The following is a 23,104-nucleotide window of genomic DNA, read 5'->3' as shown; positions in this document are numbered from 1 at the left end:
ACCATGCAGTCCCGACACTGTCCAAGTGGGTATTTGCCCCCGCCAGGGAAACGTCGACGGGGTTGAAATAGACTGGCCGCACACGAATATCAAGCCCCAGGGCGACGTGCCAGAGATTCTCCCCCTGGCAAACATGGAAAAAGAGAACCAATTGGCGCGATCGCCATCAATGGCCCTGGTGGCTTTGCATGGCTATTGGGGCCAGTTGACCCGGCGCAAAGCGGTGATCGGTAACGTCACTATGCTTTGCGTACAGCGTTTGGTCGAACCGCTGACGATCAAATACACTTAAAGTTAAAGAAGACGGCCAAACTCGATTGTCGCCAAGTCAACCGATAAATAAAAACACCGCCGCTGTCGGGCTTCACCCGAAGGAATTGCCTTCGGACGGACGTGAACCCCAACAGCGGCAGATCAGGACAAACTACGTATGCCAGCCACGGTGGCGGGTCCGAAATCTGCCCTACCAAGCTGGACCGAGTTTCGCTGTGAATAGCCCCCCATCCACAACGCTACGTGACGATCTCCAGCCTGATTGTCGATTTACTTCGTGGCATGCTTCGCGGCGGAGGTCGCCAGGAAGTTATAGCCCGGAACGCTGAGGACGAAGGTGTGGACGGCCAGCGCGGTAACCAGCGCAGCGATCCAGATCACGGGCAGCCAAGTCGACGGATTGATGACCAGCCAGATTTTGAAATCGTCTTTGGGATTGCTCATCTGAATTCCCCTAAAGTACTGAAGCGGGCTCAAAACCAGGGCTTCCAGGCCCACACCAGCACATGGGCGGCGAGAGCGAAAATGATGAAGGTCAGGAAAGTGGTCTGGAACTGGCCATGCACTTCCAGGGCTTCTTGTTCGGTGAGGCCCGACAAGCTTCTCTCAGCCATATCTCAATCTCCGAAATTTAGGATGAGCCCGAAAGCTCCCCTGAATTACTCAGAATTGAAAGGAAACTGGTGGCGCCGAGATCGAAAACCCAAACGCCACCAGCCCCCTTATCGGTAAATTCCTCTCAAAAGAGAGAAATTTACTTCGTGGCAACCTTCGCAGCCGCCGAGGCCAGGAAGTTGTAGCCCGGAACGCTCAGGACGAAGGCATGCACGGCCAGCGCGGTGGCGAGAGCGACGATCCAGATCACGGGCAGCCAGGTCGACGGATTGATGACCAGCCAGATCTTGTAGTCGTCTTTCGGATTGCTCATGGAAAAATTCCCCCAGAATAGAAAGTCAGAATTTAGAGGTCAGGATCCTGTCGGATCAGAACCAGGGCTTCCAAACCCAAACCAGCACGTGCGCGACGGCGGCGAGGATCAGGAAGGCGCTGAAGGTGGTCTTGAACTGATCGTGGACTTCGACAGCTTCTTCTTCGGTCAGGCCCGACAAGGTTCTCTCAGCCATGTTGTCTTCTCCAGTGTTGTGGCTGGGCTGCACTTTCATGCTGTACCCACCCCTCATTAACGTTGGGTAATGTTGCACCGGGCGTGGCGACTGTCAACCACTTTTGTCCAAGACAGAACTTATAATGTGGCCGAGCAAACCTGACAGCGCGAACACCGCATTCGCTTTCCCGAGCAGCCCTTCCCCGGCACCGGTCACGATCGCCCATTCCGACGAATTTTGGGCGCATCGGCACTGACTATATCATTGATATAAAAGATAAATGACCGCCCTGGCAAAGGAAGGTGGGGCAGAGGGGGGGGAGACTCGCATCGCGCCAATCCGTCCCCGGAGAGGTCAAGACCTCACTGAGCGACAGACCCCAGACCGATCTTGTTTTGTATATAACAAAAATGAGATTGGGATGGGGTGCGGGCGGCGATGGATGGGGAGGGTGGCTTGAGTGGGAAGGCCCCTCACAAGCTAAACGAACGGGACCGAGCAAGTCCCGTTCGCACTTAGGGGTCTTAGTACTACAAGCACACCAAAATACTGACGTACAAAACTTAACACGCCAGTCTTCGCAACCCTAAACTGTCGAGTTGCGGTAACCAAAATCAATTAATACTATACATTAATTAACAGTATTGACTGCATAGTTGCTCTTGACCATCACGTATCTTTCGTTGGGCGGATCATCGCACCGACATCGGCCCTCGTCAACGATTTTGTCTAGGACAGAAATTTTTTCCATCGCGCTTTCAGCGTGAGCACCCCCCCATGAGGATGGGTCGCATCCAATCACCCCCTTGAATGATCGGCCAAGCCTGCGAAGAAAATTCGTCGCTACACCATCATTATATGATTGGAAAAAAACGATTTTCCTGACGCTTCCCGACCCGCTTTGGGGCGCGCCCACCCACTCCCGCACAGCGACACCTCTGCCCCGATCCTTGCCCGCCCCACCATGGCCCTTGGTTTTTGTCCATGACACCTGCGGTTCGGCCTGGGGATGGTCGGGTCAAAGCATCGATGACTTGAGAGGGAACGTGGATCCGCGCCCTGACCTCCGGAACGCAATCGGCCTCGGTTCCCTTCTCCCCCGTCGCGCTGAAATCTGAGTTATGCCGCCGTCCGGGAAAGCCCGCTGCCGAGGGAAGTGGACTCTTTCCGTGCCGTCGGCGCATGCTGACTCTCCTCTGGGAATCCCCCCGCGAGGGACGCGGAAAGTTCCATGAACAAGGTAAAAAAGCCGGCACAGGCTCCAAAGAAGCAGAGCGCAACCGATAAAATGATCGAGGAATGTGTGAAACGAGCCCAGGCTCGCAAGCGTTCTGGTCAGACCGACAGCGAATGGCGCCAGCAATACGCCCAATCGCTCAAGGTCGAGGGGGAAACTCCTCAGCTCAGCCAGACCCCCTTCGATGGAGCCGCCACCAAGAAGAAGCTATAGGTGATCCCGAAGACGTGATCGAAGCGGCTCAGTCGGCCGGACGCACCCCGTCCGAGTTCACGTTCTGAGAGGCAATTCGAATCTCCTTCGGCGTGCCAGCGACACCGAAACAGGGAGTTGGGTCCGTCGTCCATCCTGCTTGCATTCCAGCAGAAAATCGCTGGTCGCCGTCAAGGCTTGCCGACACCGTCGGACGACGCACAGCCCTGTGAGCCGAGACCCGCGCGGCATCAACGTCACTCAATATCGCTCAAAAACATAGACTATCGCCCAGACTGAAATAAAAAATCAAATCAAGACGATATCAAAAACGACACTCTTCATTTGAAGACCAGATAATCCCTCCCGACATAGCTTGACGCAATTAATATATTGCTTTCAGTTCAACAGAACTAGAATTCTATATATTTGAACCACACCTTATAAAGACACCCCATCATACACCCTACCCGCCCGCATCCTTGTCGAATTCATTTTGGTTATGGTATAAATTCTGCCAGGATTTGGCGGATCAAATCCACGCGACGTCACTTCAAGGAGACATCGGATCATGTCTGGACGTGTCGAGTCCCGTTTGGCTGAATTGGGGCTGGTTCTCCCCACCCCCGCCCTCGCCGTCGCCAATTATCTTCCGTTCGTCGTCAGCGGATCGCTGGTGTTCGTGTCGGGACAATTGCCTCTGGTCGACGGCAAGATCACCGTCAGCGGTCGCCTTGGTGCCGAGGTCAGCCTTGAGGACGGGCAGAGCGCCGCTCGCCAGTGCGCGATCAATCTGCTGGCCCAGGCCCGCGCCGCCGCCGGGGGGGATCTCGACCGGGTGCGCCAAGTGGTGCGGCTGGGCGGTTTCGTCGCCAGCACCCCCGATTTCACCGATCAGCCCAAGGTCGTCAACAGCGCATCGGATCTGATGGTCGCAGTGCTGGGGGACGCCGGGCGTCATTCCCGCGCCGCCGTCGGGGTCGCCTCGCTGCCCCTCAACGCCGCCGTCGAGATTGAAGCGATCTTCGAACTGGTGTGATCTCGTCAGAAAAACCGGAACAGGGCCTGAGCCGGTTCCGGTTTCAAGGGGATGACGCGGGGAAAAAGGCTCAGGGAACGATGTCGAAATCGTTGCACGCCTCGGTCAGTTCAAGCATCCGCAGCACTCCGCCCTGGGGCGACAGCAGGCGAACGCGGCGACATTCGTCGCTGAGTTCCTCGCGCGCGATGTGCAACAGACCGAGCCCGACCGAATCGATCCGCGATACCCGCGCCAGATCGAAGCTCAGGGCCTTGTCGCGGGATGAGGACAGGCGTTGCACCAGCTTTTTGAATTCGGCACTGGCGGAAAAATCGAGAACCCCGTCCAGCAGGACATTCGTCCCACCCTTCTTTTCGTCAACGGTGATCTTCATTCCATCCTCCATCCCGTCATCCCGGCGAACCGTTGAGGTGGCCCGTTCGCCGGTATCAAAGTCGAGATCGCATACAACCTCTCTGTTTCCATTATCAAAGTAGCACAGCCACAAGAGGGGGAAACAGACACGTAAAGTGTCAATATTGGCGGCTACAAAATGTTCCGAGGCGACACGCGGCGCTTTCCTGCTTCCATCGAGCCGAAACATGCCGTACCTCTTTGTCACCATGATCCCGATCACTGACCGAATCGCCATCGCCGAAAGCGAAATCGAAGAAAGCTATCAACGCGCGTCCGGGCCGGGGGGACAGAACGTCAACACCCTGTCGTCGGCGGTGCGGCTGCGCTTTGACGTCCGCAATTCACCGTCGCTGCCCGACGCGGTCAAGGAACGGTTGGAACGGTTGGGAGGACGGCGGATCAACCGCGATGGCGTCCTGATGATCCTGGCCCAGTGTCACCGCACCCAGGAAGCCAATCGCCGCGACGCGCTGGAACGGTTGGTGGCGCTGATCCGCGATGCGGTACCGCCGCCAGTGCCGCGCCGCCCGACCCGCCCCACCCTGGGATCGCGCACAAGACGACTGGAGAGCAAGACCTTGCGCGCGTCGGTCAAGGCGATGCGGCGCTCGCCCCCGACCGATTAGGGTCTATGTGGAAAACCCGCATTAGCCGCGTCCGGTCGCTCGGATCTGCGCCGTCCCACGACTCATACAGCTATATTTATGACAGCTTGAGCGATGCGCACACTATATATACGCAATGCGCGATGATGCGGCGAGACCGAGACCGCGTCGTTCCGGGCCGCTGCCGCCCCTGCTTTAGTGATGGGTAGGAAACGGCGTCCGTCTGCCCTCTTGCGCAAACCTCGCGCTCTGCTTACTTTAGTCACTGTTATTTCTTCGCAGAATTTTGCGGAGACTTTTCTTTAATCACGAGAGATATATGATGCAATTTTATGCGGCCGAACGGATCGGTCTATTTGTCGATGGCTCGAATTTGTATTCAGCTGCCCGTTCACTTGGATTCGATATTGACTACAAAAAGCTTCTTGGGCTTTTTGCATCAGAAGGGCGTTTAATTCGCGCATTTTACTACACTGCGTTGATGGAAGATCAGGAATATTCGCCGATTCGTCCGCTCGTGGACTGGCTCGACTATAACGGGTTTACCATGGTCACCAAGCCGACCAAGGAGTTCACCGACGCGACTGGACGGCGCAAGATCAAAGGCAACATGGACATCGAACTGGCGATCGACGTCATGGAGATGGCCCCCCATCTCGACCATGTCGTGCTGTTCTCGGGCGATGGTGATTTCCGTCGGCTGGTCGAGGCCGTGCAGCGCAAGGGCGTCCGTGTCACCGTTGTCAGCACGATCCGGTCGCAGCCGCCGATGGTTGCCGACGAACTGCGCCGTCAGGCCGACATCTTCATCGAGTTGCAGGATCTGGAGCCCCAGATCGCCCGCGCCTCGAGCTATCGCGACGACCGCCCTGCCCCCGTCGGCAATGACTAACGGCGACGTCGCGCCGGGCCGGGATTGCCCGCTCTGCCCCCGGCTGTTGGCCTTCCTGGCCGACAGCCGCCGCACCCATCCCGACTGGCACAACGCCCCGGTGCCGTCGTTTGGCGACCTGTCGGCGCGGATTCTGGTGGTCGGGCTGGCCCCAGGTCTGAGGGGGGCAAACCGCACCGGCCGCCCCTTCACCGGCGATTATGCCGGAGACCTGCTCTATCCCACCCTGGCCGAGTTCGGCCTGGCGCGGGGGAGCTATGGGGCGCGGGTCGATGACGGCTTCGTCCTGACCGGCTGCCGGGTGACCAACGCCGCCCGCTGTGTGCCGCCCGCCAACAAGCCGCTTCCGGCTGAGCTCGCCGCCTGCCGCCCCTTCCTCGCCGCCGAAATCGCCGCGATGCCCGCGTTGGCCGGTCTGCTGGCGCTGGGGCGGCATGGACACGACCAGACTCTGTCCGCGCTGGGGCTGCGCCGCGCCGCCTATCCGTTCGGGCACGGTGCGCTCCACCGCCTGCCCAACGGGCTGATCCTCGTCGATTCCTATCATTGCTCGCGTTACAACACCAATACCGGGCGGCTGACGACCGAGATGTTCCGCGATGCGGTCGGGCGGCTGGTTGCGGCGGTCGGAGCTGGAGCGGTTTAATATCAGGGATTGATATTATGGGGCCGTCTTCAGGGCGATATGAAACGCGGCCCCGTTTCCGGATGCGGAATCGACCCAAATCCGCCCCCCATATTGCTCGGCGATCTTTTTGCAGATCGCCAGACCGATTCCGGTTCCCTCGTAGCCGGGATGACGGTGCAGACGCTGGAAAATGACGAAGATCCGCTCGAAATAATCCGGTTCGATGCCGATGCCGTTATCGGCGACGGTGATCACCGAAAAGGGCGTGTCGGTGCGGGCCGTGATCTGAATCAGCAGCGGACGCTCGGAAGCGCGGTATTTGATCGCGTTGTCGATCAGGTTCTGGAACAGTCGGATCAATTCCTCGCGATGGCCGCTGACGATGGGCAGGTTGGCCACGACGTTGATTTCGGCCCGGCTCTCGTCGATCCGGTCGGCCAGTTGGCGCAGCACGCACTCAATCACCTCGTCCAGCCGCACCGGCCCCGGTTCGTCACTGACGCGGCCGACGCGGGAATAGGCCAGCAGATCAAGCACCAGCTTATCCATCCGGAACGCCCCCTCGCGGGCGAAAGCGATGAATTCGTGCGCTTCCGCGTTGAGGCTGTCGCCATAACGCCGTTCGAGTAGCCGCATATAGGAGGCAACCATCCGCAGCGGCTCGCGCAGATCGTGCGAAGCAACATAGGCGAATTGTTCGAGATCGGCATTGGAACGGGCCAGTTCCTCGGCCTTTTTGCTCAATTCCTCCTGAGCATTAATCTTGTCGGTGACGTCGCGGATGGTGCCAATCATCCGGATGGCCCGGCCGGTTTCGTCGCGCTCGACCTTGCCCAGCCCCACCACCCAGCGCACCGCCCCGTCTGACTTGCGACAGATGCGGTATTCCTTGTCGAAATCGTGCTTCCCGGCGACGATCTCGTCGAGATAGATCGCCATCTCGGCTTTCTGCTCGGGCACGACGAGATCGAGCCAGCCCTGGGCATCGCGCCGATCCTCGGGACCGATCCCGAAAATCGAGTCGAGAATCTCGGAACTCTCCCAGCGATCCGCGACCATGTCGTAAACGTAATAGCCAAGCTGGGCAACGGCCTGAACCTCAAGCAACAGGCTGCGACTTTCGCTGATGATCGCGGCGGAGCGCTGGCGTTCGGAGCGCCGCCGCAGCAGCACGACCGACAAGACGGTGAGGATCAAGCTGCCCAGCCCGATCAGAACGGCCATCTTCAGGGTCCGGTGCCGCCACGGAGCCAGCGCCGCCTCGACCGGAATCGCCGCGATCAAGACCAGCCCAAAACGATCCAGCCGCTTGAAGCTGGTGATGCGCTCGACCCCATCGACCGGAGAGACGCGCAGCACGGTTCCTTCGTGACCCTCGCGATGGGGGGTGAGAAGAACAATCGGGAATCGTGTCCCGATCACCGCCGGGGCGTCGGGATGGCGCAGCAGCATCGTTCCATCCTCGCGCAGCAGAGCGAAGACAACGTCTTCCTGCTTGGCCAGCGCGACAAAATAGCCCAGAACGCTGCCGGGCGAGAGACTGGAGGCGATAACCCCCCCCAAGGAACCATCGGGCCGGTTCATCCGCATCGAAAGAGTCAGCACCGAGGTATGACTGAACGGGCTGACCACCGGATTTCCGGCATAAGGGCGGTCGGAAGGACCGTCCAGGTGGTGGCGGAAATAATCCTGATCGGCAACCGAAACCGGCTCGGCTTCGAACGCTTCGCCCCGAATCCGGACGATTCCAGCCGGGTCGATCGCGAGCAGACGCGGCTGCGACACCAGCGCCTTGCCGATATTGTGGATGATCCGCCATGTGTGGAGGTCGCGGACGTGATGCTCCCATTCGCCGCTTTCGCCCAGGACGATCGCGACATGATCGATCGCCATCTCGGCGCCTTCGAAAATCCGCGAGGTCTGAACCGCCGCCAATTCGACCAGAATTTGGGACCGGGCCTCGGCCTTGCGGCATTCCTCGTCATGGTCTCGGATCGCGCTGATGGCGAACCACCCGCCAACCAGAGCGGCGACCCAAAACCAGAGGAGCAGAGGCCAGACTTTGCCCATCCGCATGGCGATCTATTTCACGGCCGGAAAAAATATCATCGGATCATAATCCTGGCTGGGCGTTATCACGCTTCATTTTGGTGCTTCCGCTGACAGAGGTCCAGCCCAATTCGCGCTGAGGTTGAGACCACTCCGGTCGAACGCATTGGCCGAGATCGCCCCACGCAGACGGTCTTTCGGATGGAAAGAGGGGGCGCCGACCGCGGGCCTGCCGACCCGAGCGGGTCAGGTCACTTCGGCCGATGTTGCGGGGACGAGATCGCTGGCGAACAGAAAGCCGTTCTTGCCTCGTCGCTTGACCGCGTACATCGCCTGATCGGCCCGCGCGATCAGCCCGGCCTCGTCCTCGGCATCGTCAGGATAGAGGGCGATGCCGACCGAGCCTCGCACTTCGGCGACCGATCCGTCGAGATCGTAAGGCAGACTGAGCTGGTCGATCAGCTTGCGGGCGACCAGGGCCGGTTCCTCGCGGCCACGAATGCCGTGCAGGATCAAGACGAACTCATCTCCGGCCAACCGGGCCAGGGTATCGCTGCCGCGCATACAGTCGGACAGGCGTTCGGAAGCGCGCTGCAACAGCAAATCGCCAGCGGCATGCCCCAGCCGATCGTTGACCGCCTTGAACCCGTCGAGATCGAGGAACATCACCGCGAAGGACTTGCCGTCGCGCCGGGCCTGTTGCACCCCCTGGCTGAGACGGTCGAGAAACAACGAGCGGTTGGGCAATCCGGTCAAGGCGTCGTAATTGGCCTGACGCCAGACCCGGGCCTCGTCCTCCTTGCGGTGGGTGATGTCGGAGAACACCGCGACGTAATGGCTGACCAGCCCGTTGCTTTCGCGGATAACCACGATCGACAGCCCGACCGGGAACACTTCGCCCGATTTGCGCCGGTTCCAGATATCGCCCGACCACGATCCCTTCGACAGCAATTCGCTCCACATCGCTTCGTAGAACGCACCATCGTGACGGCCGGAACTCAGCAGAGCGGGGGTATTGCCCACCGCCTCGGTCCGGGAATATTCGGTAATCGCGCTGAAGGCGGGATTGACGAAGATGATCTTGTTGGCGGCATCGGTGATCATCACCGCCTCGTTCAGGGTGTCGAGCACCTTGGCGGCAAGAAAGATCTGCTGTTCGGCCGCCTTGCGCTCGGTGATGTCGTAAATCCAGGCCAGATTGACCGGCTCGCGTTCGAAATCGGTCGATCGGATCGTCAGCAGGCTCCAGAACGGCCGACCGTCCTTGCGGCGGAACTCGACCTCGGCTCCGTCGATCTGACCGTGACGGCGCAGTTCGGCCAGCACGGCGCGGCGCTGGGTCTCATCGACGTAATTCTCGCGGGCGGGGGCGCCGATGAATTGCTCGCGCGAGACCCCCAGGATTTCGGCAAAGCGGGTGTTGGCAAAGACGATGCGACCGTCGCGGCGACGCGACACCGAGACCCCGATCGGGCTTTCTTCCAGAATGCGGCGCAGTCGCTCCTCGCTGTCGCGAAGTTCGTTTTCGACATTCATCCGTTCGGTGAAGTCGGCACGCAATCGTTCGACCATCGGATGGAACACCCCAAAGGCCGACACCAGCAGCACCCCCATCGCCACCAGCAACGCCGCCCCTTGCAGCACCATCAGCTCGCGCATCCGGTCCTCGCTGGCCTCACGAAAGCGCAGATTGAGGTCGTCGAGCGCTTCGAGCAGCGGCCCCGCCGCCGCCGCCGACAGGGCGGCGAGATCGGGATCGTCATGATCGAGTCCCTGAGCGTGAGCGACGAGGCGGTGCCCCAAATCGAGAAAGCGCGCCAGATCGACCGAAATCTGACGGGCCGGACCGTCGGCGATATCGCGCCCCGGCAGCAAAGGCAAAGCCAGGGCGGCCTCGGTCAGCGCCGGAATCCGGCTTTCCAGCCGCTCAAGGCTGTCGGTCAGCATCTCCAGGCTGGCGGCGCGCTCCGGCCCGGACGCCACCGCCAGCCGATTGGCGGCAAAGGCGGTGCGTTCGATCAGCATCCGCTGATTGCCCGACAGGCTGACCTGGGCCAGCCCGTCTTCGGCACTGGCAATGCTGCGGGCCAGACCGACGAACGACAGCAACGACAAAACACCCAGTACCGCGAGGACCGCGACATACCGGATCGTCAGATCCCTGGTGAACCGTTCGCCCAGCTCCGCCATGGCTATCCCGCTTTACAGCTCCCCCACGGAACCGCTAACCAACCGGTGATAGCACAAAGTGCGGAGCCAGGGCGACTCGTTCCCCCAAGACGGGCGATCAAACCCCGCCGAGATAGTCCAACGCCTGACGCAACCGGTCGGCCGAGGCCGCCCATTCCTCACGGCGTTCACGCTGTTCCGCCACAACCTCCTCAGGGGCGCGAGCGATGAAGTCGGCATTGCCGAGCTTCTTATCAACCTTGGCGATCTCGCCGTCGAGCCGCCCCAGTTCCTTGGCCAGACGGGCGCGTTCCTTGGCGATGTCGATGATGTCGCCGAGCGGCATCACCAGGGTCGCTTCGTCAACCACCATCTGGGCCGCGCCGGTGCGGTGCTGGTCCAACGCCTCGGGAGCAACCGCCTCCAACGAGCGGCAACGGGCAAGGCGGCGGATCAGGTCGCCATGGGTGGACAGCCAACCGACGCGGGCCGGGGCCAGTCCGCCGACCAGCAGATCGACCTGGGCCGAGGGCGGCACGTTCATTTCGGAGCGCACGGTACGAACGGTCGAAACCACCCGAACCACCCAATCCATCTCGGCGGTGGCGGCAACGTCCTCCAGCCCGGCCAAAGCGGGCCATGCGCGCAGCATCAGTTCACCGTCGCGGGTGGCGATCTGCTGCCACAATTCCTCGGTGATGAACGGCATCAGCGGATGGAGGATGTGCAGAATCTGGTCGAGCACCCAGGCGGCGGTGGCGCGGGTTTCGGCGCGGGCGGCTTCGTCGGCACCGGACAGGATCGGCTTGGCGAATTCCAGATACCAGTCGCAGAAGGTGCCCCAAACGAAATGATAGGCCCCCAGCGCGGCGGCATCGAAGCGGTAGGTCTCGATCGCCGCACCGACCTTGTCAGCCGCCTCGGCGGTCTTCGACACGATCCAGCGATTGACGGTTTCCCCGACCGTTTTCGGGTCGAAACCCGCGACCGGGTGACATTCGTTCATCTGGCAGAAGCGGGCGGCGTTCCACAGCTTGGTCGCGAAGTTGCGATAGCCCTCGACCCGGCTTTCCGACAGCTTGACGTCGCGGCCCTGCGCCGCCAGCGCGGCCAGGGTGAAGCGCAGCGCGTCGCAGCCGAACTTTTCGATCAAGACCAGGGGGTCGATGATGTTGCCCTTGGACTTGCTCATCTTCTGGCCCTTTTCGTCGCGGACCAGGGCATGGATGTAGATATCGCGGAACGGCACGTCGCCCATGAAATGCAGGCCCATCATCATCATCCGGGCCACCCAGAAGAAGATGATGTCAAAGCCGGTCACCAGCACGTCGCCGGGATAATAGCGGGCCAGTTCCGGGGTCTGGTCGGGCCAGCCCAGGGTCGAGAACGGCCACAGCGCCGACGAGAACCAAGTGTCGAGCACATCGGTATCGCGGACCAGATCGACGGCATGGCCGTAATGCGCGGTCGCGGCGGCCAAAGCCTCGGCCTCGGTTTCCTCGACGAAGAAGGTTCCGTCCGGGCCGTACCACGCCGGAACCTGATGGCCCCACCAGATCTGGCGCGAAATGCACCAGGGCTGGATGTTGCGCATCCACTCGAAATAGGTGTTTTCCCAATGCTTGGGGACAAAGCGGGTCTTGCCGGTCTCGACCGCCTCGATCGCGGGCTTGGCCAGGGTGGCGGCATCGACGAACCACTGATCGGTCAGCCACGGCTCGATCACGACGCCGGAGCGGTCGCCATAGGGCACCATGTGGGTGTGCGGCTCGATCCGGTCGAGCAGGCCCAGCGCCTCCATCTCGGCGACCACCTGCTTGCGGGCGTCGTAACGGTCGAGCCCGCGATAGCTCTCCGGCACCGCGTCGTTGGTGCGGGCATCGCGGTCGAAGATGTTGATCTGGGGCAGATCGTGGCGGAGCCCGACCTGGAAATCGTTGAAATCATGGGCGGGCGTGATCTTGACCGCGCCGGTGCCCTTGGTCGGGTCGGAATATTCGTCGGCGACGATCGGAATCAGACGACCGACGATCGGCAGCCGCACCATCTTGCCGACCAGGGCGGTATAGCGCTCGTCCTCGGGATGGACCGCGACCGCCGAATCGCCCAGCATCGTTTCCGGCCGGGTGGTGGCGACGGTGATGAAGGTGTCCTCCATCCCCTCGACCGGGTATTTGAAGTGCCACATGTGGCTCTTGATCTCGCGCTGCTCGACCTCAAGGTCCGAGATCGCGGTGTGCAGCTTGGGATCCCAATTGACCAGCCGCTTGGCGCGGTAGATCAGCCCCTGGCGATGCAGGGTGACGAACACCTTGCGCACCGCCTTCGACAGACCCTCATCCATCGTGAAGCGTTCGCGCGCCCAATCGGGCGAGGCGCCCAGGCGGCGCAACTGGCTGGTGATGGTGCCGCCGGATTCCGCCTTCCACTCCCAGACGCGCCGGATGAATTCGTCGCGGCCCAGATCGTGGCGGGAGATATTCTCGGCTTCGAGCCGCCGCTCGACCACCATCTGGGTGGCGATACCGGCATGGTCGGTGCCGGGCTGCCACAGCGCGTCGCGGTTGGTCATGCGGCGATGGCGGATCAGGGCGTCCTGAAGCGTGAAGGTCAGCGCATGCCCCATATGCAGGCTGCCGGTCACGTTCGGCGGCGGCATCATGATGGTGTAGGGCGACCGGGTCGAATCGACATCGGCGGCGAAGGCTCCGGCCTCCTCCCAGCGCTGATAATGTTTCGGCTCGACTTCGGCGGGACGATAGGTCTTGTCCAGCATGGCAACAGACTCGGCTTCTAGTGGAGTGGAAAAGGAAAACGGGCGGCCCGGTTCAACGGACCGCCCGACAGGGTGCGCGACAGAACGCTAGAATTCTTCCGAACGATTAACCATCCGCTCGATCTCTTTCTTGACGATACGCTCGATCATGTAAGGCAGATTCTGGTCCAGCCATTCCTTGAGGATCGGGCGCAGCAATTCGCGCACCAAATCCTCGACGGTCAGGGTGCTGTTGCCGAGGCCGAACGCCTTTTGCCGCACGATCTCGCGGGCAAGGTCGGACAGCAGGGTCGCGCCGCGGTCGACGTTGGGCGGCGACATCAGCGATTCGTCGTATTCGGGCTCGCGGTAGGTCCGGATCGGCGGCGGCTCGACCGGAGCGACGTAGGCAACCGGTTCGGGCTCGGGTTCGGGTTCGGGTTCGGGCTCTACCGGGAAATCCTCGATCTCGAACGCCGGTTCGGGTTCGGGCTCGGGCTCCTCCTCCAGCACCATGTCCTCGGTCAGTTCGAGAACGTCGTCGTCATCCTCCTCGGGCTCGGGCTCGGGTTCGGGCTGAGGGGCCGGTGTATCGAACAACGAATCGATATCGTCCTGGGCAAAGCTCGGCTTCGGCTCGGGCTCCGGGGGCGGAGGGGGCGGCGGCGGTGGAGGGGGGGGCGGGGGCGGAGGCGGTGGGGGAGGAGGCGGCGGCGGAGCCTTCGGTTTTTCCTCGACCTCGTCTTCGGACAATATCCTGCGAATGGAGGCAAGGATATCCTCCATCGATGGTTCTTGCTGGGCCTTATCTTCGCTCATGTCACGGCTATTCTATCTGCCTGCGCCCGTAATAGGGCCCTGCCCCGATCATGCCGCACTGCCGGGAACAAATCACCAAAATCCTGCGTCCGATCAGGATGATGCGATCTGTCCCGCGGCGTCTCGCCAATCCTATTCGGTCCCTTTGTCGGAGCCGATGCCGGTTCCGATCCATTTTTCCCGCACGGTTTCATAATGTGCAACCGGATCGAAGCCCTGAACGGGCAAGCTCAACCCCTGCACCGTCATTTCGCCGACCGCCGATTTTACCTGATAGGCCGCCAGTAATTGGTCGTGAACGGCGCGAACCTGAGCGACGCGGGCATCGAACACTTCCTGTTCGGCATTCAGCACATCGAGCACGGTGCGCGAGCCGACCTTCGATTCCTCGCGCACCCCGGCCAGAGCCAGATCGGCCGCCCGGATCTGTGAGGTATAGGAGGTGACCTGAGCCTGAGCCGATTGCAGGCTCTCCCACGCCTTGGTCGCGGTCTCGACCGCGTCGCGGCGGGCCTGATCGGCCTCGATCCGGCGCTGCCCGGCGGTTTCCTTGGCGGCACGAAGGCGGGCATAGGTTCCCCCACCCTCGTACAGCGGCACCGACAGGTTCAGCAACACCTCCTTGTTGCTGATCGCGGAATCGAACCCGCCAATCCCGGTTCCCGCCGTGTCGAGATAGCGCGACACGTTGGCGTCGAGGGAGAGGCTGGGCAGCAATTCGCCGAACACCAGATCGATCCCGTATTTGGCCGAATCAAAGGTGCGGTCGGCGGCGACAACGGAGGGATTGTTGGCCTGGGCGGCGGCAATCGCCTCGGTCAGCCCGGTCGGCAGCGGTTCGGGCAGCGCGGGTTGGGACACCGAATCCGGCACGGTTCCGACGGTGTTGAGGTAATTGGCCCGCGAGCTTTTCAAGGTGCCCTCGGCCCCGATGCGATCGGCGACGGCCCTGGCCAGACGGGCCTCGGCCTGGCTGACGTCGGTGCGGGTGATCTCGCCAACGCGGAACCGCTCCTGGGTCGCCTCAAGCTGGCGCTTCAGCACCTGCTCGTTATTGATCGACAGGTTCAGCACCTGCTCGTCGCGGACGACGTTGAGATAGGCGTTGGTCGCGTTCAGCAGCACGGTCTGCTCGGTCGCGATCAGGCGGGCCCGCTCGGCCTGGACGTTCGCCTCGGCCTGATCGGTGGCGGCAACGGTGCGACCGCCGCTATAGATCGGCTGGCTGACGGTCAGCGAGGCGGATTTCGGCGTGCGGATGGTCTCGTACTTGTCCGGCCGGGTATTGGCGGTATAAAGCCCCTTGCCCGCCGACCCGGTCACCGTCACCGTCGGACGCCATCCCGCCAGCGCCTGCGGCACCCCTTCGTCGGTGGCGCGCAACTTGGCCCGATAGGCCGACAGATTCGGGTTGGTCTGGTAGGTCGTCGCCAGAACATCGTTCAGCGAGGCCGCCCTCACCGCTCCGCCCCCGGACATCGCCATCAACGCGACCCCAGCCACCCCGGCCAGCAGACCGAATGCCTTCTTCATCACGACACCTTCTCTTCGGGGGGACTGTCCGTCCGGTTCCACCGCGCCAAATCACAACCGTCGAAGATTAACGGGAGCGGGCATAAGTTCAAGGTTAAAACCTGAAGACGGGCTTCGGCTCCAAACCGGGCAGAAACGGCGTCGCGGCGTCGAACGGGGTGTCGCGTCCGAAAGCATCGCCCGTCCGCGTTACCCGCGTCGCAACGCCGCCCCCCTTTCCCGACGCGACCACCGCGACCAGACGGCCCGCATCGGCCAATTGGGCAACGATGCCTTCGGGAATCGCCGCCACGGCGCCCAGGAACAGAATGACGTCGTAGGGAGCCTGGGCCGGATAGCCGACCGCCAGATCGCCGGTGACCACCGCGACATTATCGACGTCGCGCTCGGCGAGGGTCGCGGCGGCGGCGGCGGCGAGGGTCACGTCGCATTCGAGCGACACCACCGTGCTGGCCAGTTTCGACAGCACCGCGCTGCCCCAGCCGGTGGCGTCGCCAATCGCCAGCACGACGTCGCCGCTTCCGATCGCGGCGGCCTGAAGCAGCCGGGCCATCACCAGCGGCTCAATCATCACCCGCCCGTGGCCCAGCGGCAAATCCTCGTCGGTATAGGCGTAGCCGCGCATCCGCCGGGGCAGAAACGGCTCGCGCGGGGTCGAGGCCAGCGCCTGGACGACGCGGCTGTCTCCGACATGATTGGTTCGAATCTGGTTCTCGACCATGTTGAAGCGGGCGGCGGCAAAATCCATCTCGGCTCGGCTCCTAAGGCTAGACTGCGCCGTGCAGGCGACGGTCCGTTATAGGACCGACTCAAAATGAAAACAATGCCGCCACAAAGCCGCTTGACCGAGGGTAAATCTCCGTTTATAAGCACCCACCTCACGTCGGCCCCCGGGCCGGTCGGACCGGTGGCCGGGTGGCAGAGTGGCTATGCAGCGGACTGCAAATCCGCGTACGTCGGTTCAATTCCGGCCTCGGCCTCCACCGTTCCTCGGGCGGGTACGACGCGAAGACAGTTTTTCGGTTTCCCACCACCGCAGGGAAATCGGTGATCCGGAGTAGCTCAGCGGTAGAGCAGCCGGCTGTTAACCGGCTGGTCGGGGGTTCGAATCCCTCCTCCGGAGCCAATGTAAAAGGCTGGCCTTTCCCAAGGCCAGCCTTTTTCTTTTCCGGTCGGCCGCGCCCCGCAACAGCCCTTTCGCGACCTGAGGCGCGACGCATCCCACCATGCAAGATTTTTGTTAGAAACAGAAGCGACTCCGGGCTATCAAAACGTGATAGTGGTGATAATAATATTCCATTAATTGATACTGACAGCTTTACAAATTTGCGAGGCCAACATGCGCAAGATCGCCTTGTTTGCAACACTTGCTATCGTTCTAAGCGCCTGTGGAACATCGCCGGTTAAGTTAAGCTCCGCCACAGCAACACCGCCTGAGCGAGTTCTCTCGCACGCCACTCCCGAGCAAGGTTTTTCTCCTGTTATAATTGTTCGCGATAGCGGTTTCTTTGGCAGCGGAGTTTATCAATCCATCCATGTCGATGGCGTTCTTTCTGTAAAACTTGCGACAGGCGAAATGGCTAAATTATATTTAGCGCCAGGAGATCATGTTTTAGGCGTCATTCCATCACCTAATTTATTTGGATCACATACGATTTACGAAATAGGCATTCGCATTGAGCCCAACCGCACTCATTACCTCCGAGTCTCCATTGGCCCGGAAGGATCTTCGCGGTTGGCTCCGACTGCGGAAGTACAATAGCCGGTGATTGGCCTCGATAGCATCGGGGGAACCCCCGTCGCCTCGGCCGGAGGCGGAATCGAACCGCTCTAAAAAGCTGTTGCAATTTGCCTGGGCGCTGGCGCTAAATAAAACCTTAGGCATAGTCCGACACCCCCCCCTAAGGGAGATAGCCCCACCATGTCCGTCACCCCGATTTCCAGTGGGTCAGCACCGCCGTCGCTGGCACCGTCTCCGCTCGCCAAAACCGCCCGCGACAGCGACACCGAATCGAACGAAGCCGCGACGGCAAAATCAACCGAAACCCCTCCGCCGCCGCGCGAATCGGCTGGACGCGGTCGGAGCGTCGATATCACCGCCTGACCCGCCCCGGCGGGCTCGCCCCCGTCAGGGATGCGTCGAGGTGATCCGTTCGCGCCCAAGCGGAAGATGCTTGGCCAGATAGATCGTCGCCGCGCAAATCTCGGGCAGCGGGTCTTCCAGCGTCCCGGTCTGATAGGCCCGGCGGCCGATACAGCCGCCGGCGCAATACGGCCCGATCGGGCAGGTCTTGCACTTGGGCAGATTTTCCAGACGATGGTTCTGAAGCCTTGCGATCTTGTCCTGGTCGTAGCGGATCGTCTTGCTGTCTGGATCCCACTGCCCGTAGATGAAGTGGCGCAGTTCCTCCTTGGTGTCGGCGAACATCGCCATGTCGCAGCTTGACACCGACCCGTCCGGGTTCATCTGCGGCATCGGCAGGCAACTGCGGCAACTGACTGATGTCTTTTCGTCGAAATTGAAGGTCATCGAGTTCATGAACTCGACCCCCAGCCGCTCCGCCACCGCATAGGCGGCGACGAACCCCTTGGCGAAACGCATCTGGCTCGACAAATTGACGTCGGTGGCGCCGTGGTCGTTGCGGCGGATCGGGCGGATCAGCGGATTGACGCACAGATGACGGACGCCAAGCCCGTGATAATAGGCAACCAGGGAATCCTGGGAATCGAGCGTCTCCTCGACCAGGGTCGAACGGACCCCCACCCGCGTCTTCGCCATCACCGCCGCCAGATTGGCCTCGGCCTCGCGGGTGCGGCCCAAACCGTCCCAGCCGGGGCGGTAGGCATCGTTGACCGAAGCCGGTCCGTCCAGCGAGAACCAGACGACGTCAAAGGTATCGGCGATCCAGTCCCGCGCCTCGGGTGAGGGGAACACGCCGTTGGTCTGAAGTTCGAGCGTGATGTCGGGCAGCAGCGAGCGAGCATAGGCGACGCAGGCGATGATGGTGTCCATATCCTGGGTCGGCTCTCCCGGACTGAAGAACCGCAACCGGTCGGCCTTGAACCCGGTCGGGTGTCCGGCGATGGAATCGCGAATCCCGGCCAAAGCGAAGTCCCGATCGACGACCAGCGGGTTCGCCTGTTCGTCGGGACTGCTGGCCATGCAGTAGGTGCACCTTAAATTGCAGCGACTCGTCACGTTGACGGTAACCGCTCTCTTGTCGCAGTGCTTCATCGCTAAAACAACCATGTAAGGTTGACGGATAAGACAGATCATCTACCCTTAGAAAAGGGAAGCCAACCCATATCAGGCTCTTTCGACGCAGGTCACGCGGCCGGACTGTCGCTCAGACGGAAGGTGATCTTCGGCTTGCCCTTTTTCTGGCTGAACGACGCCTCGACCGCCCCGATCTCGGCGATGTCGCGCAGATGGGTTCCGCCGCAGGGAATCGAAAAGCCCAGGCAGTCCCACCAGCGGAACCCCGCATTGCTGTCGTCGTCGCGGGTGGTGACCGCCCCACCGGCGGCAATCGCGGCCCGCAGCGCCTCGGTCGCCCGCGCCACCAGCCCTTCGTCGAGAGCGACACCCTCGTAGCGGTTATAGGCCTCGCCGTCGCCGATATCCGAAGTCTTGGGATGAGGCAGCCGGACCCCGCCGACCTGCTCGATCAGGCAATGATGGAGGTGAACCGTGCTGTGCAGCCGCATCTGGCGATAGCGGAACGGCCAGTCCAGCTTCGCCGTCACCGCCGCGCCGGGTTCAAGACCGGGGCACGGCCCGGCCAGAACCAGCAGCGAGCGAGGCGAACTGGCGTATTGGTCCTTGACCGTGTCGATCACCGCGACCGGCCCCAGCGCGGTCTCAACGGTGCCGATATCGCCCTTCTGGCCGCCGCCCTGGGGGTAGAACAGATTGTCCTTGAGGGCGAGATACCAGCGATCGTCCTCGTCGAAGATCGACTCGACCACGGTCGCCACTTCGGCGCAGTAGGGATCGGTATGATAGAGCGAGCTTGGCATCACAATCCTCTTTGATTGACTATGTTACGGCACCTCGCCGCCCGGACCGGCGCGGAATCGTCCGTCCGCCATGTCGAGAACGCGGTCGCCCGCGTCGAAATAGCGGTCGTCATGGGTGACGCAGACGATGATGCGGTCGGGACGGCGCAGACCGGGAAGAATCTCGCGATAGAACTTGCGGCGAAAGCCGGGGTCTTGATCGGCAGCCCACTCGTCGAGCACCAGCACCGGCTTGTCCTCCAGTTCGGCGGCAAGCAGGGCCAGCCGCTTGCGCTGGCCGCCCGACAGATCGATTGTCGAGAAGCAGCCGTCGCGCAGCGAAACCTTGTCGCGAATCTCGTATTTCCGCAGCAGGGCATCGGCTCGGTCGGGATCGACCGGCCCCAGCCCGTGCAGACGGCGGAACAAATGGAAATCGGACAGAACCATCGCGATCCGGTCGCGATAGGCCTGCCGCTCGCCCACCGGGACCGGGCGGCCATTGACCGAAAGGGTGCCGCGATCGGGCGGCAGCAAACCGACGAGAAGGTGGATCAGGGTCGATTTGCCCGAGCCGTTGCCGCCGGTGATGAAGACGATTTCGCCCGCGCGCAAGGTGAGGTCGAGCGGGCCGACGGTGAAGCCCGGCCAGCCCGCCGCATCGCGATGGCTATAGACGATTCCGTTAAGAGAGAGCGTCTCAAGCGGCGCCACCGCCTCGGGTCTGTGGCTGTCTTCGGCCTCGTGGCGGGCGGCGGCGGCGCGCAACCTGTCTTCGAGCGCCAGCAGGCGGTTTAAGGCGGATTCGGTTTCGGCAACGGCGGGAATCGCCTGGGCAATCGCCGAGATCGGCCCGACCATGAACAAGACAATCGTCGTCGCTTCGAGGGCGATGCGGGCAAAGCCGGAATCGAACGGCGGCACCACGAACACCATCACCCCGATCAGGGCATAGAACATCACCTGGATCAGGACGAAATAGACCGCCCACCGCTGCTTCGCGCCGCTTTGGGTCAGCCGCGCCGCGTCCGAGGCGCGGGCAATCTCGGCCACCAATTGCGACGCGCGCAGGCGGTTGATCCGCACCTCCTTGATCCCGTCGAGCAGATGTTCGAGCCCTTCGAACACCCGGCGCTCGTCGAGCGCGGCCTGCTCCATCGTCTCGGCCGTCGCCTGCGACCGGCGCAGATCGACCGCCACCACCGCGGCCGAGAACAAGACGAAGATCAAAAAGGCGGGCAGCGACAGCCACGCCAGAAACAGCGAGACCAGAACGAGGGTGACGACCTGCTGCGCCGCGATCGCCAGCAAGGTGACGGTGCGCGACAGGGTCTGCGTTTCCTGCGCCAGCGCGGTATGGATCGCGGCCCGGCCCACCGTCGCGACAACACGGTAATCGGCCTCGCGCACCTGTTCGAACAAACGCTCGCGGATGCGGCGGATGATCTCTTCGGCCTCGCGGGCAACCGCCGCCATCACCCATTGCTGCGACAAAGCGAACAGGGCCAGCCCGACGGCGAACATCAAGACGGCGCGAAAGCTGATCGTGCCATTGCGGGCATCGACCGCGCCGAAACTGACCAGACCCAGCACCAGCAGGGTCGAGAGCGCCCCCAACAGCGTCATCGCGATCAGCGGACCGGGCGACAACGCGGATTCGCGGCGGAGATAGGTGAGCAGCCGCATCTAGGGTTCCTCCCCCGCGTCGCGGCCCCGTTCGACCAGCCGCCCCTCCTCGAGGTGGAAGCGGCGGTCGGCGACGTCGAAATAGGAATCGTCATGGGTGACGGCGACGATCGTCCTCCCCTCCGCTTTGAGGGTGGGGAGAATCTCGCGGTAGAATTTGCGGCGAAACGCCGGGTCCTGATCGGCCGCCCATTCGTCGAGCACCAGCAACGGCCGCCGCTCCAGCAACGCCGCCATCAGGGCCAGCCGCTTGCGCTGACCGGCGGAGAGGTCGAGCCGCGAGAACCGGTCGCCGGTCAAACCAGCGACCCGCTCCATCTCCAGCCAGGACAGCATCGTCTCGGCCTCGGCGGCGGTGAAGGGCGCCGCCCCGTACAGGCGGGGAAACAGGTGGTAGGTTGAAAAGACAGTGGCGATACGGTCGCGCAACGCATGGCGCAGCCGTGGCCCCACCGTCACCCCGTCGATCCGGATCGTCCCGCATTTGGGCCGATACAGCCCGGTCAGCAGCTTGATCAGGGTCGATTTGCCCGCCCCGTTGCCGCCGGTGATAAAAACGATCTCGCCCGCGCGCAAGGTCAGGTCGAGCGGCCCCAGCACGAACGCCGCCTCGCCTTCGGGGGCCGGATAGGCGTAGGTGACGCCGCAAAAGGCGATCTCGCCAAAGGCGGCGGGAACCGAGGCGGCAGCGGACGGGGCCGCGCCCTCGTCTTCGGCCATCGCCGCAAGCGTCGCCTCGAGCCGGGCAATCCGCGCCGCCGCCTGCTCGGATTCGGCCAGCAACGGCAGATACTGGATCAGCGCGCCGAGATCGCCCGACATAAACAGAACCGCCGCCGTGATCTGCACCACCTGATCGCGGAACCCCGGAACATATTGCGGGATTACGAACACCACCACCGCCAGCATCAGATAGACCGCGATCTGGCCCAGGATGAACTGGCGGACGACGTGGCCCTGGACATCGACGCGGACGTCGGTAGCGGCAAGCGAAAAGCGGGAGAAGGTCGCGGCGAGATCGCGGCTGCGGGCGCTGCTGATCCGCACCTCCTTGAAGCCGCCGAGCAGGTCGTCCAGGCTTTCGAACAGACGGCGTTCCTCGTCCATCATCCGGGCAAAGCCGTCGTCGCGCCGCCGCCCGGCGCGGTGATAGAGCAGACCGCCCAGCCCGATCGTCAAGCCAACCAGGGCGAAAGCGGTCAGCGAGACGAAGGCGATATAGGCCAGGATCACCACGACCAGCACCGCCGAGCGCAGGGCCAGGGCGATGAATTGCGAATTCTGCGAAATCTCGCGGGTCGCCTGGGTGATGCTTTCGTAAAAGACGGTGTGGCCGACCCGTTCGACCTGTTCGTAATCGGCGCGAACAAGACGGTCGAGCAGACCGGTCCGCACCTGATGGATCGCGTTTTCCAGCGCGGCGCACAATCGCGACACCGCAAAGACCTCGACCCCGGCATAGAGCGCGATCCCGGCAGCGAAGGCGGCGGCCAACGCCCAATCGACCTGGGCCAGTCCGGTCCCGGCGATTTCGGCGGCGGCCTTGTTGACGATGCCGAGCACCAGAACCCCGGACAGGCCCGACAACAGGGCCGCGACCACCACCCGGGTCCGGGGCAGCGTATCCTGCGACAGAAGCATACCAAGCAGGTGATTCATCGGGCCGCGGCGACAGGGGTTCCGGGTGGAGGGCGTGCGGCAACACTCTATCTAGAAGTGTTGC

The 23,104-nt window shown here is 62.4% G+C and carries 22 protein-coding genes and 2 tRNA genes; 9 read left to right on the top strand and 15 right to left on the bottom strand.

Annotated elements, in window-relative coordinates:
• Positions 1 to 543: 543 nt before the first annotated feature.
• The 4 genes from pufA (BLW40_RS11395) to pufB (BLW40_RS11380) all read right to left on the bottom strand — a co-directional run bounded on the left by pufA (BLW40_RS11395) (position 544) and on the right by pufB (BLW40_RS11380) (position 1,397).
• Positions 544 to 717: a light-harvesting antenna LH1, alpha subunit gene (gene pufA, locus BLW40_RS11395; protein WP_074768644.1), complete on the bottom strand. Its 174-nt coding sequence runs from the start codon at positions 715 to 717 to the stop codon at positions 544 to 546.
• 29 nt (positions 718 to 746) lie between these two features.
• Positions 747 to 887, bottom strand: a complete 141-nt coding sequence (gene pufB, locus BLW40_RS11390) for a light-harvesting antenna LH1, beta subunit (protein WP_074768642.1) — start codon at positions 885 to 887, stop codon at positions 747 to 749.
• Positions 888 to 1,027: 140 nt separating this feature from the next.
• Complete coding sequence (gene pufA / locus BLW40_RS11385; RefSeq protein WP_074768641.1) at positions 1,028 to 1,201, bottom strand: light-harvesting antenna LH1, alpha subunit; 174 nt, start codon at positions 1,199 to 1,201, stop codon at positions 1,028 to 1,030.
• A gap of 55 nt (positions 1,202 to 1,256) precedes the next feature.
• The gene (pufB, locus tag BLW40_RS11380) at positions 1,257 to 1,397 is read right to left on the bottom strand and encodes a light-harvesting antenna LH1, beta subunit (protein ID WP_074768797.1); all 141 of its coding nucleotides are present in this window, start codon (positions 1,395 to 1,397) and stop codon (positions 1,257 to 1,259) included.
• Between the two features lie 1,213 nt (positions 1,398 to 2,610).
• On the opposite strand from pufB (BLW40_RS11380), the gene BLW40_RS11375 reads away from it, so the two are divergent.
• Complete coding sequence (locus BLW40_RS11375; RefSeq protein WP_074768640.1) at positions 2,611 to 2,829, top strand: hypothetical protein; 219 nt, start codon at positions 2,611 to 2,613, stop codon at positions 2,827 to 2,829.
• 550 nt (positions 2,830 to 3,379) lie between these two features.
• Positions 3,380 to 3,847: a RidA family protein gene (locus BLW40_RS11370; RefSeq protein ID WP_074768638.1), complete on the top strand. Its 468-nt coding sequence runs from the start codon at positions 3,380 to 3,382 to the stop codon at positions 3,845 to 3,847.
• Positions 3,848 to 3,917: 70 nt separating this feature from the next.
• Here BLW40_RS11370 and BLW40_RS17425 read toward each other — a convergent pair whose 3' ends face one another.
• Positions 3,918 to 4,223 carry an STAS domain-containing protein gene (locus tag BLW40_RS17425; protein ID WP_074768795.1) on the bottom strand — a complete coding sequence of 102 codons (306 nt, stop codon included), beginning with the start codon at positions 4,221 to 4,223 and terminating at the stop codon, positions 3,918 to 3,920.
• Between the two features lie 208 nt (positions 4,224 to 4,431).
• Here BLW40_RS17425 and arfB point away from each other — a divergent pair, with 208 nt between their 5' ends.
• The 3 genes from arfB to BLW40_RS11350 all read left to right on the top strand — a co-directional run bounded on the left by arfB (position 4,432) and on the right by BLW40_RS11350 (position 6,389).
• Positions 4,432 to 4,872 carry an alternative ribosome rescue aminoacyl-tRNA hydrolase ArfB gene (gene arfB / locus BLW40_RS11360; RefSeq protein WP_244511156.1) on the top strand — a complete coding sequence of 147 codons (441 nt, stop codon included), beginning with the start codon at positions 4,432 to 4,434 and terminating at the stop codon, positions 4,870 to 4,872.
• A 301-nt stretch (positions 4,873 to 5,173) separates the two neighbouring features.
• Entirely contained in the window at positions 5,174 to 5,743 is a 570-nt protein-coding gene (locus BLW40_RS11355) for a LabA-like NYN domain-containing protein (protein WP_074768793.1), read from the top strand.
• On the top strand, positions 5,736 to 6,389 hold the full coding sequence (locus tag BLW40_RS11350; protein WP_074768634.1) for a uracil-DNA glycosylase: 654 nt from the start codon (positions 5,736 to 5,738) through the stop codon (positions 6,387 to 6,389). The genes BLW40_RS11355 and BLW40_RS11350 overlap by 8 nt, the downstream gene beginning before the upstream one ends.
• Before the next feature lie 15 nt (positions 6,390 to 6,404).
• On the opposite strand, the gene BLW40_RS11345 is transcribed toward BLW40_RS11350, so the two are convergent.
• The 6 genes from BLW40_RS11345 to BLW40_RS11320 all read right to left on the bottom strand — a co-directional run bounded on the left by BLW40_RS11345 (position 6,405) and on the right by BLW40_RS11320 (position 16,444).
• Positions 6,405 to 8,441: an ATP-binding protein gene (locus BLW40_RS11345; protein WP_244511155.1), complete on the bottom strand. Its 2,037-nt coding sequence runs from the start codon at positions 8,439 to 8,441 to the stop codon at positions 6,405 to 6,407.
• Positions 8,442 to 8,666: 225 nt separating this feature from the next.
• The gene (locus tag BLW40_RS11340) at positions 8,667 to 10,610 is read right to left on the bottom strand and encodes a diguanylate cyclase domain-containing protein (RefSeq protein ID WP_074768630.1); all 1,944 of its coding nucleotides are present in this window, start codon (positions 10,608 to 10,610) and stop codon (positions 8,667 to 8,669) included.
• Positions 10,611 to 10,707: 97 nt separating this feature from the next.
• Complete coding sequence (locus tag BLW40_RS11335; protein WP_074768628.1) at positions 10,708 to 13,365, bottom strand: valine--tRNA ligase; 2,658 nt, start codon at positions 13,363 to 13,365, stop codon at positions 10,708 to 10,710.
• 87 nt (positions 13,366 to 13,452) lie between these two features.
• A complete protein-coding gene (locus BLW40_RS11330; protein ID WP_244511154.1) occupies positions 13,453 to 14,163 on the bottom strand; it encodes a DUF2497 domain-containing protein in 711 nt (236 codons plus the stop codon).
• A gap of 132 nt (positions 14,164 to 14,295) precedes the next feature.
• Complete coding sequence (locus BLW40_RS11325) at positions 14,296 to 15,696, bottom strand: TolC family outer membrane protein (RefSeq protein ID WP_074768626.1); 1,401 nt, start codon at positions 15,694 to 15,696, stop codon at positions 14,296 to 14,298.
• 94 nt (positions 15,697 to 15,790) lie between these two features.
• Positions 15,791 to 16,444, bottom strand: coding sequence for a protein-L-isoaspartate O-methyltransferase family protein (locus BLW40_RS11320; protein WP_074768624.1), 654 nt, complete (start codon positions 16,442 to 16,444; stop codon positions 15,791 to 15,793).
• 161 nt (positions 16,445 to 16,605) lie between these two features.
• Between BLW40_RS11320 and BLW40_RS11315 the strand changes: the two genes are divergently transcribed.
• From BLW40_RS11315 to BLW40_RS17415, 4 genes are all read left to right on the top strand, one after another.
• Positions 16,606 to 16,679 (top strand) — tRNA-Cys (locus BLW40_RS11315).
• A 68-nt stretch (positions 16,680 to 16,747) separates the two neighbouring features.
• Positions 16,748 to 16,822: transfer RNA gene (locus BLW40_RS11310), tRNA-Asn, on the top strand.
• A 213-nt stretch (positions 16,823 to 17,035) separates the two neighbouring features.
• On the top strand, positions 17,036 to 17,458 hold the full coding sequence (locus BLW40_RS17420) for a hypothetical protein (RefSeq protein WP_139305576.1): 423 nt from the start codon (positions 17,036 to 17,038) through the stop codon (positions 17,456 to 17,458).
• Between the two features lie 159 nt (positions 17,459 to 17,617).
• Positions 17,618 to 17,800, top strand: coding sequence for a hypothetical protein (locus tag BLW40_RS17415; RefSeq protein WP_139305575.1), 183 nt, complete (start codon positions 17,618 to 17,620; stop codon positions 17,798 to 17,800).
• 24 nt (positions 17,801 to 17,824) lie between these two features.
• Here BLW40_RS17415 and BLW40_RS11305 read toward each other — a convergent pair whose 3' ends face one another.
• The 4 genes from BLW40_RS11305 to BLW40_RS11290 form a co-directional block, all read right to left on the bottom strand.
• The gene (locus BLW40_RS11305; protein WP_074768622.1) at positions 17,825 to 18,859 is read right to left on the bottom strand and encodes a radical SAM protein; all 1,035 of its coding nucleotides are present in this window, start codon (positions 18,857 to 18,859) and stop codon (positions 17,825 to 17,827) included.
• Positions 18,860 to 19,023: 164 nt separating this feature from the next.
• The gene (locus BLW40_RS11300; protein WP_074768620.1) at positions 19,024 to 19,716 is read right to left on the bottom strand and encodes an alanyl-tRNA editing protein; all 693 of its coding nucleotides are present in this window, start codon (positions 19,714 to 19,716) and stop codon (positions 19,024 to 19,026) included.
• A 24-nt stretch (positions 19,717 to 19,740) separates the two neighbouring features.
• A complete protein-coding gene (locus BLW40_RS11295) occupies positions 19,741 to 21,381 on the bottom strand; it encodes a cyclic peptide export ABC transporter (RefSeq protein ID WP_074768618.1) in 1,641 nt (546 codons plus the stop codon).
• Positions 21,382 to 23,040, bottom strand: coding sequence for a cyclic peptide export ABC transporter (locus BLW40_RS11290; RefSeq protein ID WP_074768616.1), 1,659 nt, complete (start codon positions 23,038 to 23,040; stop codon positions 21,382 to 21,384).
• Positions 23,041 to 23,104 lie beyond the last annotated feature (64 nt).

The organism is Magnetospirillum fulvum (assembly GCF_900108475.1).
GTDB classification, from domain to species: Bacteria; Pseudomonadota; Alphaproteobacteria; order Rhodospirillales; family Magnetospirillaceae; genus Phaeospirillum; species Phaeospirillum fulvum_A.
The sequence above is the reverse complement of the archived record's forward strand: the minus strand, read 5'-3'. Positions and strand labels throughout refer to the sequence as shown.

Coding starts and splice junctions, on each gene's coding strand:
- BLW40_RS11330 (WP_244511154.1), bottom strand. CDS start 14,163: ATGAGCGAAGATAAGGCCCAGCAAGAACCATCGATGGAGGATATCCTT.
- pufA (WP_074768641.1), bottom strand. CDS start 1,201: ATGAGCAATCCGAAAGACGACTACAAGATCTGGCTGGTCATCAATCCG.
- BLW40_RS11320 (WP_074768624.1), bottom strand. CDS start 16,444: ATGGATTTTGCCGCCGCCCGCTTCAACATGGTCGAGAACCAGATTCGA.
- pufB (WP_074768797.1), bottom strand. CDS start 1,397: ATGGCTGAGAGAACCTTGTCGGGCCTGACCGAAGAAGAAGCTGTCGAA.
- BLW40_RS11325 (WP_074768626.1), bottom strand. CDS start 15,696: ATGAAGAAGGCATTCGGTCTGCTGGCCGGGGTGGCTGGGGTCGCGTTG.
- pufA (WP_074768644.1), bottom strand. CDS start 717: ATGAGCAATCCCAAAGACGATTTCAAAATCTGGCTGGTCATCAATCCG.
- BLW40_RS11295 (WP_074768618.1), bottom strand. CDS start 21,381: ATGCGGCTGCTCACCTATCTCCGCCGCGAATCCGCGTTGTCGCCCGGT.
- arfB (WP_244511156.1), top strand. CDS start 4,432: ATGCCGTACCTCTTTGTCACCATGATCCCGATCACTGACCGAATCGCC.
- BLW40_RS11355 (WP_074768793.1), top strand. CDS start 5,174: ATGCAATTTTATGCGGCCGAACGGATCGGTCTATTTGTCGATGGCTCG.
- BLW40_RS11350 (WP_074768634.1), top strand. CDS start 5,736: ATGACTAACGGCGACGTCGCGCCGGGCCGGGATTGCCCGCTCTGCCCC.
- BLW40_RS11305 (WP_074768622.1), bottom strand. CDS start 18,859: ATGGCCAGCAGTCCCGACGAACAGGCGAACCCGCTGGTCGTCGATCGG.
- pufB (WP_074768642.1), bottom strand. CDS start 887: ATGGCTGAGAGAAGCTTGTCGGGCCTCACCGAACAAGAAGCCCTGGAA.
- BLW40_RS11300 (WP_074768620.1), bottom strand. CDS start 19,716: ATGCCAAGCTCGCTCTATCATACCGATCCCTACTGCGCCGAAGTGGCG.
- BLW40_RS11370 (WP_074768638.1), top strand. CDS start 3,380: ATGTCTGGACGTGTCGAGTCCCGTTTGGCTGAATTGGGGCTGGTTCTC.
- BLW40_RS11345 (WP_244511155.1), bottom strand. CDS start 8,441: ATGGGCAAAGTCTGGCCTCTGCTCCTCTGGTTTTGGGTCGCCGCTCTG.
- BLW40_RS11340 (WP_074768630.1), bottom strand. CDS start 10,610: ATGGCGGAGCTGGGCGAACGGTTCACCAGGGATCTGACGATCCGGTAT.
- BLW40_RS17415 (WP_139305575.1), top strand. CDS start 17,618: ATGTCCGTCACCCCGATTTCCAGTGGGTCAGCACCGCCGTCGCTGGCA.
- BLW40_RS11375 (WP_074768640.1), top strand. CDS start 2,611: ATGAACAAGGTAAAAAAGCCGGCACAGGCTCCAAAGAAGCAGAGCGCA.
- BLW40_RS17420 (WP_139305576.1), top strand. CDS start 17,036: ATGCGCAAGATCGCCTTGTTTGCAACACTTGCTATCGTTCTAAGCGCC.
- BLW40_RS11290 (WP_074768616.1), bottom strand. CDS start 23,040: ATGAATCACCTGCTTGGTATGCTTCTGTCGCAGGATACGCTGCCCCGG.
- BLW40_RS11335 (WP_074768628.1), bottom strand. CDS start 13,365: ATGCTGGACAAGACCTATCGTCCCGCCGAAGTCGAGCCGAAACATTAT.
- BLW40_RS17425 (WP_074768795.1), bottom strand. CDS start 4,223: ATGAAGATCACCGTTGACGAAAAGAAGGGTGGGACGAATGTCCTGCTG.